Annotated in this window: 13 protein-coding genes; 5 read left to right on the top strand and 8 right to left on the bottom strand. The window is 72.8% G+C overall.

Annotated features, from left to right (window positions below; translation table 11 throughout):
• Positions 1-120: 120 nt before the first annotated feature.
• Positions 121-1,065 (top strand): diacylglycerol/lipid kinase family protein, encoded by a 945-nt coding sequence (locus B5D66_RS07470; RefSeq protein WP_235000835.1) that lies wholly within the window; start codon positions 121-123, stop codon positions 1,063-1,065.
• A 61-nt stretch (positions 1,066-1,126) separates the two neighbouring features.
• On the opposite strand, the gene B5D66_RS07465 is transcribed toward B5D66_RS07470, so the two are convergent.
• Positions 1,127-1,918 (bottom strand): carbon-nitrogen hydrolase family protein, encoded by a 792-nt coding sequence (locus B5D66_RS07465; protein WP_078760889.1) that lies wholly within the window; start codon positions 1,916-1,918, stop codon positions 1,127-1,129.
• A gap of 86 nt (positions 1,919-2,004) precedes the next feature.
• Between B5D66_RS07465 and B5D66_RS07460 the strand changes: the two genes are divergently transcribed.
• A complete protein-coding gene (locus B5D66_RS07460; protein ID WP_144390015.1) occupies positions 2,005-2,634 on the top strand; it encodes a GntR family transcriptional regulator in 630 nt (209 codons plus the stop codon).
• A 22-nt stretch (positions 2,635-2,656) separates the two neighbouring features.
• Here the strand turns inward: B5D66_RS07460 and B5D66_RS07455 are convergent, their stop codons facing one another.
• Entirely contained in the window at positions 2,657-4,012 is a 1,356-nt protein-coding gene (locus tag B5D66_RS07455; protein WP_200813556.1) for an MFS transporter, read from the bottom strand.
• Positions 4,013-4,098: 86 nt separating this feature from the next.
• On the opposite strand from B5D66_RS07455, the gene B5D66_RS07450 reads away from it, so the two are divergent.
• On the top strand, positions 4,099-4,791 hold the full coding sequence (locus tag B5D66_RS07450; RefSeq protein ID WP_235000834.1) for a DUF2848 domain-containing protein: 693 nt from the start codon (positions 4,099-4,101) through the stop codon (positions 4,789-4,791).
• A 73-nt stretch (positions 4,792-4,864) separates the two neighbouring features.
• Here B5D66_RS07450 and B5D66_RS07445 read toward each other — a convergent pair whose 3' ends face one another.
• From B5D66_RS07445 to B5D66_RS07435, 3 genes are all read right to left on the bottom strand, one after another.
• The gene (locus tag B5D66_RS07445; protein WP_144390026.1) at positions 4,865-6,889 is read right to left on the bottom strand and encodes a CocE/NonD family hydrolase; all 2,025 of its coding nucleotides are present in this window, start codon (positions 6,887-6,889) and stop codon (positions 4,865-4,867) included.
• Complete coding sequence (locus B5D66_RS07440; RefSeq protein ID WP_327308072.1) at positions 6,889-8,181, bottom strand: ATP-grasp domain-containing protein; 1,293 nt, start codon at positions 8,179-8,181, stop codon at positions 6,889-6,891. The genes B5D66_RS07445 and B5D66_RS07440 overlap by 1 nt, the downstream gene beginning before the upstream one ends.
• A gap of 169 nt (positions 8,182-8,350) precedes the next feature.
• A complete protein-coding gene (locus B5D66_RS07435) occupies positions 8,351-8,752 on the bottom strand; it encodes a DnaJ family domain-containing protein (RefSeq protein ID WP_078760885.1) in 402 nt (133 codons plus the stop codon).
• A 161-nt stretch (positions 8,753-8,913) separates the two neighbouring features.
• Between B5D66_RS07435 and B5D66_RS07430 the strand changes: the two genes are divergently transcribed.
• Entirely contained in the window at positions 8,914-9,525 is a 612-nt protein-coding gene (locus B5D66_RS07430) for a TetR/AcrR family transcriptional regulator (RefSeq protein ID WP_078760884.1), read from the top strand.
• A 280-nt stretch (positions 9,526-9,805) separates the two neighbouring features.
• Here B5D66_RS07430 and B5D66_RS07425 read toward each other — a convergent pair whose 3' ends face one another.
• Complete coding sequence (locus tag B5D66_RS07425) at positions 9,806-10,183, bottom strand: VOC family protein (protein WP_078760883.1); 378 nt, start codon at positions 10,181-10,183, stop codon at positions 9,806-9,808.
• A 246-nt stretch (positions 10,184-10,429) separates the two neighbouring features.
• Between B5D66_RS07425 and B5D66_RS07420 the strand changes: the two genes are divergently transcribed.
• Positions 10,430-10,858, top strand: a complete 429-nt coding sequence (locus tag B5D66_RS07420) for a DUF6210 family protein (RefSeq protein ID WP_078760977.1) — start codon at positions 10,430-10,432, stop codon at positions 10,856-10,858.
• A 153-nt stretch (positions 10,859-11,011) separates the two neighbouring features.
• Here the strand turns inward: B5D66_RS07420 and B5D66_RS07415 are convergent, their stop codons facing one another.
• Entirely contained in the window at positions 11,012-12,103 is a 1,092-nt protein-coding gene (locus tag B5D66_RS07415; RefSeq protein ID WP_078760882.1) for a VIT1/CCC1 transporter family protein, read from the bottom strand.
• Between the two features lie 405 nt (positions 12,104-12,508).
• Positions 12,509-13,489 carry a TIGR03557 family F420-dependent LLM class oxidoreductase gene (locus B5D66_RS07410; protein WP_078760976.1) on the bottom strand — a complete coding sequence of 327 codons (981 nt, stop codon included), beginning with the start codon at positions 13,487-13,489 and terminating at the stop codon, positions 12,509-12,511.
• Position 13,490: the final 1 nt, after the last annotated feature.

Here is a 13,490-nt window from a genome sequence, read left to right as displayed (position 1 = left end):
GGGGGCACGGTGGAGGCCGCGCGGCGCCGGATCCGGACCGGCTCCCGCCTCAGCGGTGCCTCCGGGGCGGGCCGGTATAACGTGTAGCCCGCCGCGTCGTCGTGTGGATCGTGAGGAACCGTGTCACCAGGGACCCCCTCGACGCCCCCGCCCCCCATCCGGCCGCCCCGGCCCGCCCCCGCGCACCCGGTCCCCGCCCGGAGCCAGGCGCGGCGGTTCACCGCGCTCGTCAACCCCGTCTCCGGTGACGGCCGGGCCGAACCCGGCCTGCTGCGGCGGGCCGGCGCCGTGGTGCGCACCGAACGCACCCGCGATTCCGCGCACGCCACCGAGGCCGCCGAAGCCGCGGCGGAAGCCGGGGACGTCGTCGTCGCCGTGGGCGGCGACGGCCTGGTCCGGGACGTGGCGCAAGGGGTGGTCGCCGCCGGCGGGACCATGGGGATCGTGCCGGCCGGGCGGGGCAACGACCTCGCCCGGCGGCTCGGGCTGCCCGCCTCCCCGCGGGAGCTGGCGCGCGTGCTGCTCGAAGGCCGGCCGCGCGCGGTGGACGTCATCGAGGTGGGCGAGGGGACCATCGTGGTCGGCAACGTCTACGCCGGTGTCGACTCGGCCGCGAACCTGCTCGTCAACGAGCTCCGGGGGCTTCCCCCGCTGTTGCTGTACCGGCTGGCGCCGGTGTGGGCGATGCTGCGCTGGCGGGTCCCGCGCTACACCCTGACCCTCGACGGCCGCTCGATCACGTTGCGCGGGCACACCGTCTCGGTGGCCAACTCCGGCACCTACGGGCACGGGCTGCGCATGGTCCCGCAGGCCGTCCTCGACGACGGGGTGCTGCGGGTCATGACGGTGGACGCGGTTTCCCGCCACCGGCTCGTCCCCTTCATGCTGCGCGCTCGCAAAGGGACCCACACCGGTATGGCGGGGGTGCGGATCGTGACGGCGCGCGAGGTCGTCATCGCGGCCGACCGGCCGGTCCCGCTCTATGGGGACGGCGAGGACCTGGGGGAGCTTCCCGCTCGGTTGCGCGTCCGTCCCGGCGCGCTGAACCTGCTGTCGCCCGCCTGAACCGGTGCCGGGACGGTCGCCCCCGTCCCGGCACCGGCGGCTCCTTCGAGGAGCGGGGGTGTCACAGCCGGGCGTTGGCCAGCACCGGGATGGCCTCGCGCACGCCGGTGACGGTGGCGGGGTCGATGTCGACGACGAGCGTCTCGGGAGCCGCGCCCAGCTCGTGCACGACGCGCCCGGTGGGGTCGATCACGGCGCTGTGGCCGATGCCGCGCGGGGCGTTGCCGGTGACGGTCTCCCCCACCGTCTCGGGGTCGGCCTGGTCACAGGCCAGGATCCAGGAGGTGGAGTCGAGGGCGCGCGCCCTCGTCAGCAGCCGCCACTGGTCGAGCTTGCCCTCGCCGGTCCCCCACGAGGCGCACAGCACGGTGGCGACCGCGCCGTGGCGGGCCAGGTGGCGGAAGAGTTCGGGGAAACGCACGTCGTAGCAGGTGGCCAGGCCGATCCGGACCCCGTCCACCTCGATGACGACCGGTTGCGCGCCGGGCTCCACGGAGTCGGACTCCCGGTGGCCGAAGGCGTCGTAGACGTGGATCTTGCGGTAGGCCGCCTCCACTCCCCCGCCGGTGGCCAGCAGGACGTTGCTTACCCTGCCCTCGGAGGCCGGGGTGAACATCCCCGCCACCACGGTGACGCCGGCCTCGGCGGCGATGGCGCGCAGGCCCTCGGCCCACGGCCCGTCCAGGGGCTGGGCCAGCGGTGCCAGCGGGACCCCGAACCGGACCATGGCGGCCTCGGGGAACACCACCAGACCGGCGCCCCGTGCCGCCGCCTCGGCAACGCCCGCGCGGACGGATTCGAGGTTGGCCGCGGGATCGTCGGTGGAACTCGTCTGGCACAGTGCGATACGCATCCGTGCTCCTTTCGGGTGTGTCCGCCCGGTGGGCGGGCTGGGATACTGGGCTGCCTGCATACGAATTGTGTACAAGAGGAGGGGTCGTGGCCGGGTCGGGGCGGGATCGTGCGTACACCTACCTGAAGGAGGTCTACCTGGCCGATCCGGAGTGCCAGGGCAGGTTCATCAACGAACAGGAGGTCGCCGACCGCATCGGGGTGTCGCGCACACCGATCCGTGAGGCCCTGTTCCTGCTCTCCGCGGAGGGGCTGGTCCAGCTCATCCCCAAGCGCGGCGCCTACGTGGCCCCGTGGACGGCGCGTGAGCTCAGCGAGCTGATGGAACTGCGCGGCATGGTGGAGCGCCACGCCGCGACCCAGGCGATCGCCCGTGGCGTGGTCCCCGAGGCCGAGATGCGCGCCGCGCTGGACCGCCAGTACGGACTGCGCGGCAGCGACGAGGGGGCCGCCTTCATCGACTGGGACCACCGCTTCCACTCCGCCCTGGTCACCGCCGTCGGCAACGACATGCTCATCGACTTCTACAGCGGGCTGCGGGCCCGGCAGGTGCGCGCCGGGATCGTCGCGCTCTTCTCCGCCCCCCACCGCCGTGAGGCGGTGCTCCAGGAACACGAGGAGATCCTGCGCGGGCTCGTCGACGGCGACGTCGCGGCCGCCCACCGGGCGATCGACGCGCACCTGGACTCGACCCTGCGCGTCCTGATCGACACCTGACCGGACCCGCACCCCGGCGCGCTCAGCCGGTGGTGACGGAGGCGTCGGCCCGCTCCCGGGCCGCCCGCAGCACCTCGTCGTCCTCGTGCGGCGCGGGGTCGCGGCCCAGGAGCAGGCCGATCACCGTGACCGCCGCGGTGACGGCCAGGTAGACGGCCAGCGGGATCCAGGTGCCGAACTGGGCCAGCAGGTAGGTGAAGAGCAACGGGGCGATGGCGCCGCCGATGACCCCCGCGAGGGTGTAGGCCAGCGAGCTGCCGGTGCTGCGCAGCCGCGGGTGGAACTGCTCGGCGACGAACGCGGCCTGCGGACCGTACATCAGGGAGTGCAGGAGGAGCCCGACCACGATCCCCACGGTCAGCATGGCGAAGGAGCCGCCGGAGATCATCGGGAAGAACAGGAAGGGCCACACCGCCGCCCCGACCGCCGCGACGCCGTAGAGGAAGCGGCGGTTGACGATGTCGGACAGCCAGCCCGCCAGCGGGATGAGCAGGACCTGCGTCGCGGACCCGATGAGCACCGCGGCCAGCGCGGTCCCCGACTCCAAGCCGAGCTCCTGGGTGGCGTAGGTGAGCACGAAGACGGTGAACAGCGCGTAGACGACGTCGGGGGCCACCCGGCTGAGGACGGCGGCGGTCAGCGCCCGCGGCTGGTCGCGGAAGACCTCGCGGATCGGCGCGGAGGGCCGGTGCCCCTCCTTCTCCATGGCCTGGAAGACCGGGGTCTCCTCCAGCTTGGCGCGGATCCACAGGCCGAACAGCACCAGCACGCCCGACAGCAGGAAGGCCACGCGCCAGCCCCACGAGAGGAACTGCTCCTCGGTGAGCAGCAGGCCCAGCAGCGCCAGGACGCCGTTGGCCATCAGGTTGCCCGCCGGCGGGCCGACCTGGGCCGCCGAGGCGTAGAACCCCCGTTTGCGGGGGTCGCCGAACTCGCTGGACAGCAGTACCGCGCCACCCCACTCGCCGCCGACGCCCACGCCCTGGGCGAAGCGCAGCAGGACGAGCAGGACCGCCGCCGTCGAGCCGATGGAGGCGTGGGTGGGCAGCAGGCCGATGAGGAAGGTGGCCACGCCGATCAGCATGAGGGTGCTGATGAGGACCTTCTTACGGCCGATGACGTCCCCGAGGCGCCCGAAGACGAAGCCGCCCAGGGGGCGCGCGACGTAGCCGATGGCGTAGGTGGAGAACGCCAGCAGTGTCGCGGCGAGAGGGTCGTGGCTGGGGAAGAACAGGTGCCCCAGCACCAGCGCGGACGCCGCCGAGTAGACGGCGAAGTCATACCACTCCAGGGCCGTTCCGGAGAGGCTGGCCACGAAGGCCCTCACCACGTCGCCGCGTTGCGCGGGCGCCGTCGTCGCCCCGCCCGAATCCGTCATGTCGACCCGACCTTTCCTTCATGAGAAGCAAACCTGTCGTTATACTGCTTGTATACAAGAGGTATGCGCAAGTGTCGGGAGTAGATTTGACCAGTCTGAAACTTGAGCTCAACAACGGCGTCGAGGTCGACGTCGAGATCACGACCCTGCTCAACGGCGGCTACGCCGGCCGCAGCCAGGACGACGTGCGCGCCCACGTCGCCGAACTCGCCCTGCTCGGCGTGCCCGCCCCCGAGACCACCCCGGCGCTCTACCCCATCTCGCCCTACCTGGCGATGCAGACCGACGAGGTGCCCGTCCAGCACGAGCGCACCTCCGGCGAGGCCGAGTGGGCGCTGATCGTCGCCGGCCCCCGCCCCGAGGACCTGCTGCTCACCGCGGCCTGCGACCACACCGACCGCGCCCTGGAGGTGCACGGGGTGGCCTGGAGCAAGAACGCCGGTCCCGACGTGATCGCCACCCGCGCCTGGCGGCTGGTCGACGTCGCCGACCACCTCGACGAGCTGACCCTGACCGCCTGGGTCGGCGAGGACAAGGCCGACACCGAGATCCAGCGGGGCACCCTCGCCGAACTGCTCGCCCCGGACTTCTGGGTCGAGCTGCTGCGCGAACGGGACCTGCTCCACCCCGGCACGGTGCTGCTGTCGGGGACCATCCCGATGCGCGAGGGCGTCGACCAGTTCGCCCGTTGCTGGCGGGTGGAGCTGGGCGACCCGCGCACCGGCGACGTGATCGGCCTCGACTACACCACGCGCCGGCTGCCCGACCCCATCGGCTGACCCCGGGACCGCCCGCGCCCGTCCCGTCCGCGAACCGGACGGGACGGGCGCGGTCCGGTCTGGCGCGGCCCCGTCAGAGGTGGTCCCTGGGCACCCTCTCGCTCCACTCCCGCGAGAACACCCTGCGCGCGCCCTCGTAGGCGTCGAGCGTGGCGTGGACGTGGAACTCCTCCGACGTGCAGCTCAACACGGTGTGGGTCACCGCGCGCACGTCCCACTCGCCGCGGGAGAACCCCATGGTCCAGGTGGACTCCCCGCGCACCGACTCAAAGTCGTCGGCGATCCACGAGTAGCGCTCGTGGGCGCGCCGGGCCGTCTCCAGGCCGATGTCGTCATAGCGCACCCGGCCGTTGTCCTTGACGATCTCCAGCGCCGACTCATAGTCCACGAGGTCGCGGGAGACCCTCCAGTGGTGCTCCCCCGGTTCGAGCCGGGTGGTCTGTAGTGGCGGGGTCGCCTCGGGCTCCCCGAAGGGGCGCAGCGGCGCCTCGTCCGGCTCGGCCAGCGGGCGCACCGGCAGGGTCAGCGCGCTACTCCCGGAGAACACGCTCAACAGGACCGGTCGCGGCGGTGGCCAGGCCAGGGGCCAGTAGGAGGTGGACAGCGACAGCCGGATGCGGTGCCCCGGCGGGAAGGCCTGGGCGACACCGTTGAGCCGGATCTCGGCGCGGTAGCGCCGGCCCGGGACGAGCCTGCTCGGTTCGTCCCCGCCGTCCCGGCGGGTGAGGTTGAGCAGACCGTAGGTGACCCGGGTGGCGCTGCCGTCGGGGGCCACGTCGGACAGGCGGGCGGCCACCATCGCGATCGGCGCGTCGGCGGCGACGTCGAGGTGGACCACCGGCGAGCCGAGGATCTCGGTGCGTTCGGCGAGGATCTCGCTGTCGAAGACCAGGGACCCGCCGTCCTCCTCGCGCTGGTCGTAGGGCAGGTCGGGGGGCGCGTTGTAGGAGGCCCACTTTCCGGCGAACTGGCCGACCGACAGCGGCGAGCGCACGGTCATCTCCACCTCGGGCGTCTCCTCGCCCGGCGCGGCGATCCGGTGCGGGGCCAGCGGCCGGGTCTGCTCCCGGATGTGCGGGGAGGGCCAGGCCGGCTCCCCCACCCAGCGTCCCGGCCGCTCCTCATAGGCGGTGGAGGGGGGCACGCTCTCCTGCATCCAGGCCCGCAGCATGGGACCGTCCATCACGTCGTTGTCGACGTCCTTCAGCCAGTGGTCCCACCAGCGCACGACCTCCTGGAGGTAGCCGATCGCCGGCCCCGGCTCCCCCAGGTGGGGGTACTTGTGCGACCACGGGCCGACGAGGCCCTTGCGGGGCACGTCCAGGTGCTCCAGCAGCCGCGTCACGGCGTTGGAGTACCCGTCGGCCCACCCGCTGGAGGCCAGGACCGGGCAGCCCACGGCCCCGTAGTCCTCGCAGACCGAGGCGTGCCGCCAGTAGTCGTCGCGGCGCTGGTGGCGCAGCCACTCCAGGACCCAGGGGCGGGTCCCCTCCAGGCGCTCGTGCCACATCTCCCGCCAGCGCTCGCCCACCAGTTCGGGATCGGGGGGACAGGTGGCGTAGGCGAACATCGTGCCGGCCTCGGCGAGGTTGTCCGAGAGCAGGCAGCCGCCCATGTAGTGCATGTCGTCGGCGTAGCGGTCGTCGGTGAAGGAGGAGATGACGATGGCGTCGAGGCCGGGCGGGCGCCGCGCCGCGACCTGGAGGGCGGCGAAGGCGCCCCAGGAGATCCCCATCATCCCGAGCCGGCCGTTGCACCAGGGCTGTTCGGCCAGCCAGGCCAGCACGTCCTCGGCGTCGCGCTGCTCCACCTCCAGGTACTCGTCGGCGAGCAGCCCCTCGGACTCGCCGGTGCCGCGCAGGTCCACCCGCACGCAGGCGTACCCGTGCCCGGCCATGTAGGGGTGGTGGAGGGAGTCGCGCACCGAGGTGAGGTCGCGCTTGCGGTAGGGGATGTACTCCAGCACCGCCGGCACGGGGTCGCGGTCGGAGGAGACCGGACGCCAGATGCGGGCGGACAGGTGGATCCCGTCGGAGACGGGGATACGGACGTGCTCCTCCTCCTGGATCGGGTGGGGCAGGTCGGTGACGGTGGAGATCATCGGACCTCCTCTCTCCGATCGGGGTCGGCGAACTCGAAGGGCAGCGCGGCGACGCAGCGCTCGTACTTGTCCTTCAGCCCGGCCTCGTCGTCGGCCCCGACGAAGACGTGGGCCAGCTCGTAGCTGTAGCTGTCCTGGCCGGGCATGTCGGACAGCCGCGTGCCGACCTCGGGGACGATGTCGACCTTGACCCCGGGGATCTCGCGTTCGAGGCGGGCGATCTCCTCGGGGGTGGGCACCCGGCGCACCACGCCGTCCTCGAAGCGGCGGTGGTACCACTTGGCGGCCAGCTCGTAGCGCCCCCGCCGGTGCGGCATCCGGGGGTCGCGGCCCAGCGCGAGCGCGAGCATGCAGTGGTGGTTGGGGACGCCATCGACGTAGTCGAAGAGCTCGGCGTGGGACTGGGAGTGGCGCGGGTTGATCTCCAACAGGTTGACCGCGCCGCTGTCGGGGTCGTAGAAGAACTCGATGCTGAAGGTCGCCGAGTCCAGGCCGATCCGGGAGATCACCCGCTTGGCGACGTCCTCCATTCGGCGCAGCACCGGTTCGGGCAGGGACGAGGGGTACTGGTGGCGCAGGAAGGCGGAGCTGTCGGGGTAGTTGATGGAGTCCAACGCGCCATAGACGACGACCTCGCCGTCCACGGCGTACCCCTCGACCGCGGCCTGCACGCCGGGAAGTTCCGCCTCGGCCAGGCAGGCCTGTCCGCCGGCGACGGCGACCTCGGGGGGCAGGTCGAGGCGGTCCAGGAAGTACTCGAAGGGGCGGCCGACCCGGGAGACGCCCGCGCGAATCTCGGCGACCGCCTCCCGGAAGTCCTCCTCCCCGGCGACGTGGAAGGCCAACTCCGAGGAGAAGGACTTGACGGGCTTGAGCCACATCGGGAACCCCACCCCCGCGGGCGGCCGGGGATCGTCCAGGTCGACGATCCCGAAGGCGGGGTGCTCGTCGATGACCTTCTGCTGTTCCAGCCGGCTCCAGTACTTGTGCTCGCACTTGACCACCGACTCCAGGCTCGTGCCGCGCAGGCCGTAGCGCTCGCACAGGATCGGCACCATGGTGCTGACGGGGAAGTCCCAGTAGCCGACGATGGCGTCGATCGTTCCGTCGAAGGCGTCCAGGCCGGCCTGGGCGCGTTCCATCAGGTCGGCCACGGGGATCTCCCCGTGCTGGAGCTCCTCGACGCTGAGCAGGGGGTGGAAGCGGTACTCCTGGGCGCCCGGGACGTCGCGTAAGGTGTCCAGGTTGGTCTCGTCCATGCCGATCACGAAGATGTTCGCTGGGGGCACGGTCGTCTCCTCGCCAGTCGGGGTCAAAGTCCTCCCCGCGGCTACCCACGTCACGGCCGCCAATCCCCCGCCGCGCTTCGGCCGTCCCGCGAAACGGCCGGGATCCCCGTGTCCGCCCGTGTCGGACGGCCCCGAAGAGACCGTCCAACGGCCGCCCGCGGGGAGCCGTTCACCCGTCGCGGCGTTCGCGCCTGCGGGCGAGGACCGCCTCGACGTCGTAGGGCATCAGGGTGAGCGGTGGTCCCGGAATCGGGCGCCGCAGCATCGCGCGGATCTCCTCGTTGATCCCTTCGACGATCCGGCGCGCCTCGGCCTCGCTGCCGGCCCGCTGCGCCGCGGCGAGCGCGTCCTCGGCCCGCTTGCGCAGGGCGAGCGCGGGTGGCAGGAGCGAGGCGCCCTCCTCGCGCAGCTTGCGCCTGATCCACCACATGTCGTCGTGGCGGCGGTCGATGTCGGGGATGGGCTTGCCCGCGCCCGGCAGGTTGTCGAACTCGCCTCGTTCGGTGGCCTCGCGGATCTGACGGTCGACCCAGGACTCGAAGTCCATCCCGGGCGGTTTGCGCTCGGTCATGTCGGCCTGCCTTCCGTGCTCGCGCCGTTGGGTCCGGATCTTCCGGCGGCGGAAGCCCTCAAAACAATGAGACCTCATCGCTTTGCTGATGGCGCGAACCTAACCCGGATACACTCACCCCGTCAATCCGATATGCCCTCATCGATTTACCTGGAGTGCCCATGGGAGGTCGCACCCGCGGTCCGGGGGCCCAGCACGAACTCCGCCGCGCCGAGATCGCCGACGCCGTCTTGGCGGTGGTCGCCGACCTCGGCCCGGCCGCCGTGTCGTTGAGCGAGGTCGCCGCCCGCGCCGGCGTCTCCCCGGGGCGCGTCCAGCACTACTTCCCGACCAAGGACCGGCTGATCACCACGGCGTTCGAGCGGGGCAACGCCCTGAGCACCGCCCGGATCGAACGCAAGGTCGCGGAAGCGGCGTCGCCCGCGGCGCCTCGCACCGTCGTGACCGTCGTCCTCGTCGAGCTGATCCCCTACGACGCCGCGACACGGGACCACCTGCGGGTCCGCCATTCCTTCGGCGCCCTCGCCCTGACCGACGAGGCCATCGCGACCCGGCTGCGAGCGGAGTACGCCCACCTGCACGACCGCCTGGCACGGCTGCTGGAACGCGACCGCGACGCCGGTCTGCTGCGCGAGGACGCCGACGCGAGGGAGGCCGCCGTCTCCCTCGTCGCCCTGGCCGAGGGACTGGCCTACTACGTGCTGGTCGGGGTGGAGCAGACCGAGGCCGCCCGTGGGCGCCTGCTCCGGGCGATCGACGGGTACTACCGCTGACCTCCCGCTCCGCCGGTCCGGCCCGTCGCCCCACCGGCGCCCGCACCGCCCACCCGGGGCCTGGCGGTCCGCGCCGCCCCGCCTGGGCGCGCCGGCCGCCGCCCCGATCGCGCGGGTACGGGCGACCGGGTTCCGGCCGCGCCCGCTGGTCGGGGCGCGCCGCCCCGTCAGGGCGGCCACGCGGTCCCCGGTGTGCGGGGCCGTCGTGGACGGACCCGCCACCGGAGACCGCGCTCACATCGCGATCGCGGCACCCGCGACCGGGCGTGACCCGCGAACGTCACAGCGGGTCGAGGCGGGCCTTGAGCAGGCAGAACTCGTTGCCTTCGGGGTCGGCCAGGACGTGCCACGGCTCCTCCCCCGTCTGGCCGATGTCGGCCGGGCGGGCACCGAGCGCGAGAAGACGTTCGAGTTCGGCGTCTTGATCGCGGTCGGTGGCGTTGACGTCGATGTGCAGTCGGGACTTCCCCTTCTCCGGTTCGTCCCTGCGGCTGAGGATGATCGTCGGCTGTGGGCCGCCGAACCCCTCGCGCGGCCCGATCTCCACCGCGCCCTCCTCGCGGTCCAGTACGACGTAGTCCAGGACCTCGCACCAGAAGCGTGCCAGCGCCTCGGGGTCGCGGCAGCCGAGCACGAGCTCACTGATACGACACGCCATGAACGAACCCCACTCTCACTCCGGGAACCGCCGGGTGGACCAGGGGCGGACCTCTTGGCCCCGGCGGGAGAACAACCCGGCGATCGTAGTGGACGAGGCGAGCGCGAGTGAAGCGATTTCAGGGCCGCCCTCGTCCGGGCGACCGGGCGTGGCCGCCGGCCACGCGGCGTAGGCCGTGTCTCATGATCGATCTCGCAGGGCCAAATGTCGTTGAGCTTGTGGTGGGCGGCCCGGAAGACTGACGCCATGGCCTCTCGACACTTCGTCTTCCTCGATCCTGACGGCATGAGTGCCGGCGGCTGGCTGTATGTGGTGGTCGAGGCGGAGACCGGGGTCTGCTATCAGCAGCAGTACGGCGGAACGGCTTGCCGGCAGGGGCGGGTCGAGGGCTTTTTAGTGCCGTTGTTCGGCCCTGATGAGCTGGACGCGTTGCGCGAGCTGTTCGAGAAGCACTTCCGTGGTGCCGGCACCCGGAACCACGGGTGGCCGGATGACGAGCGGGACAGGCTCCGGGAGATCATCGGAGCCGTCCGCTACTGGGCATCCGACGGAACCACCGAGGAGCCGCACGCTCTGCGGCTGGACGGGAGCCGGATCCGTGAGATCGATGAGGCGTGGGTGCCGGTGGTCACGCCGGACGGTCCAGGCGTGCTGGTGTGGTTCAACTCGGACTGAACACGATGATCAGCTGTCGGCCCTGAGCCGGAGGATCAGTGCCACGATGACCACCCCGGCCGGGTAGCGGGCCGCCGGCTTGGCGAACCGGGTCGCCACGGCGCGTCCGTTGTCTCTCCTCGCCCCACCACACGATCGATCATGGGACACGGCCTAGCCGACCGCCGTGCCGAAGGCGAGGCCGAGCAGGTAGGTCGCCGCAGCGGCGGCGGCGCCGATCGCGAATTGGCGTAGCGCCCTGCGCAACGGGGACGCGCCGGACAGCAGCCCCACGACCGCGCCGGTGAGCAGCAGGCCGATCCCGGTGAGGACACCGGCCACGACGAGCGCGGCGGTCCCCTCCCCACCGGCCAGGAACGGCAGCACCGGGATCGCCGCCCCCGTCGCGAAGAAGGCGAAGCTCGACACCGCCGCGCCGATCCCGCTGCCCACCACCTCGTCGCCTCCACCGCCCGCGCCCAGCGCGCCGGGCGCGGGCATGCCGTGGCGCAGCACCGCGTCGGCGCGCCGGCGCGCCTCCTCCGCCGCCATCCCCCGGGCCCGGTAGACCAGGGCGAGCTCGTTGACGTCGACGTCGAGCGCGGGCGGCGGCGCCGTGGCGTCCCCGCCGGGGGCGGAGGCCGCCAGCAGTTCCCGCTGCGAGCTGACCGACACGAACTCCCCGGCCGCCATCGACAGCGCGCCGGCCAGCAGCCCCGACAATCCGGTCAGCAGCACCGTCTGGGAGCCGGCTCCACCGCCGATCACCCCGAGGACCAGGGCCGCGTTGCTCACCAGCCCGTCGTTGGCGCCGAAGACGGCGGCGCGCAGTGTCCCCGACATCCGGGCCCGCCCGCGCGCGGCGAGCCCGCGCACCACCTCGGCGTGCACGCGCTCGTCGGCGGCCATCGCGGGTGAGGCGTCGGCGTCGCCCTCGTAGAGGGACCGGTCCTCGGCCCGCTGGAGGAGCGCCAGCACGAACACCCAGCCGAAGCGGCGGGCGCAGAGGTTGAGCAGCCGGCTCCGGGGCCCGCCCCGGCGCGGCGGCCCGACCCGGTCGCCGAGCAGGTCCTCCCAGTGCGCGACGTGGCGTTCCTCCGCGGCGGCCAGGCCGAGCAGGATCTCGCGCTCCTCGCCGGTGCGGCGGGCCGCCAGCGCGCGGTAGGTCCGGGCCGCCTCCCGCTCGTCGGCGAGCCGGCGACGCCACCGCCGCAGGGTCGAGGAGGAAGGGGCGGGGCCGCCTTCCGGTTCCTCCTGCCGCGCCATTGGTGCCCTCCTCGCCTCCGAAGCTCCGGCCGTGCCCGCGGGGACGCCCCTGCCCCTCGCCCGCCCGGCCGAAGACGAGCCCGCGGAAGGCGTCACGCAGCCGGGAGATCGGCACCGGGTCGCGGGAGTAGCGGATCCGGTCGGTGAGCAGCAGCGCCCACCTGCCGACCCGGGGCGACACCCACGTCGCGGTCCCGGTGAAGCCGTAGTGGGTCCAGACGTCCTCGCCGGGGTCGGTGCCGGGGGCCGGATGCCACGACAATCCGCGCGCGGGGCACAGCCCGCCGGTACGCACGCGCGGTGAGGCCTCGCCCCATCGAGGCCCAGCCGTCGCCGTCCCCGGCTTCCCGAGTATCGCCCGGTCCGCGGGTTCCCCGCCGGGCTTCACCGATTCCGGACCGGATTTCAGGACCCCGAGGCGCGCGGGGTCAGCCCGCGGATGCGGCCGTCCAGCTCCTTGCGGTAGAAGTCGATGAAGCCGTCGGGATCGGGGCCGGCGTTCTGCATCACCAGCCGGTCGAAGCCGGCGTCGACGTAGGCCTGGGCCGACTCGACGTAGCGCTCCGGGTCGGGACCGCAGGCGAACTGGGCGAGCACGTCCTCCTCCCGGACGGTGGAGGTGGCCGCGTCGAAGTTGACGGGGTTGGGCAGCTCGCTCATGACCTTCCACCCGGTCAGCGCCCAGCGGCTCGTCTCCAGGACGGCCTGCGCGGCGGTGTGCTCGTCGGGGGCCCACGCCATGGGCACCTCGGCGTAGCCGGGGCCGTCGCCGCCCGCGGCGCGGTAGTGCTCGACGATCTCGCCCTTGGGCTCGGTGGCGAACAGGCCGTCGCCGAGCTCGGCGGCGATGCGCGCCGAGACCTCGCCGCTGGCGGCCACGGCGATCAACGGCGGCTCCTCGGGCAGGTCGAAGACGCGGGCGTCCTCCAGCCGCAGGTACTCCCCCTCATAGGAGCGGTATCCGCCGCGCCACAGCAGCCGGATGATCTCCAGCGCCTCGCGCAGCATCGCGTGGCGCACCCGGACCGAATCGGGGAACTCCTGGCCGACGACGTGCTCGTTGAGGCGTTCCCCCGACCCCACGCCCAGGACGAACCGCCCGCCGGAGATCAGGGCCGTGGTGGCCGCCGCCTGGGCGATGATCGCCGGGTGGTAGCGCACGGTCGGGCAGGTCACACCGGTGGCCAGGCCGATCCGCTCGGTGCGGGCGGCGATCGCGCCGAGCACGGTCCAGGCGAACGGGGAGTGGCCCTGCACGTCGAGCCAGGGATGGTAGTGGTCGCTGATCTCCACGAAGTCGAACCCGGCCTGCTCGGCCAGGACGGCCTGGCGGACGAGTTCGTCGGGGCCGAACGCCTCGGCGGCGAGCTTGTATCCGATCTGCATC

This window comes from Marinactinospora thermotolerans DSM 45154 (genome assembly GCF_900167435.1).
In the GTDB taxonomy this organism is placed as follows: Bacteria; Actinomycetota; Actinomycetes; order Streptosporangiales; family Streptosporangiaceae; genus Marinactinospora; species Marinactinospora thermotolerans.
This window is presented reverse-complemented; position numbering and strand designations above follow the sequence as displayed.

Excerpts from the sequence above, each read along its gene's own strand:
- B5D66_RS07425 (WP_078760883.1), bottom strand. The coding sequence starts at position 10,183 with ATGGCGTGTCGTATCAGTGAGCTCGTGCTCGGCTGCCGCGACCCCGAG.
- B5D66_RS07435 (WP_078760885.1), bottom strand. The coding sequence starts at position 8,752 with ATGACCGAGCGCAAACCGCCCGGGATGGACTTCGAGTCCTGGGTCGAC.
- B5D66_RS07420 (WP_078760977.1), top strand. The coding sequence starts at position 10,430 with ATGGCCTCTCGACACTTCGTCTTCCTCGATCCTGACGGCATGAGTGCC.
- B5D66_RS07455 (WP_200813556.1), bottom strand. The coding sequence starts at position 4,012 with ATGACGGATTCGGGCGGGGCGACGACGGCGCCCGCGCAACGCGGCGAC.
- B5D66_RS07410 (WP_078760976.1), bottom strand. The coding sequence starts at position 13,489 with ATGCAGATCGGATACAAGCTCGCCGCCGAGGCGTTCGGCCCCGACGAA.
- B5D66_RS07430 (WP_078760884.1), top strand. The coding sequence starts at position 8,914 with ATGGGAGGTCGCACCCGCGGTCCGGGGGCCCAGCACGAACTCCGCCGC.
- B5D66_RS07465 (WP_078760889.1), bottom strand. The coding sequence starts at position 1,918 with ATGCGTATCGCACTGTGCCAGACGAGTTCCACCGACGATCCCGCGGCC.
- B5D66_RS07415 (WP_078760882.1), bottom strand. The coding sequence starts at position 12,103 with ATGGCGCGGCAGGAGGAACCGGAAGGCGGCCCCGCCCCTTCCTCCTCG.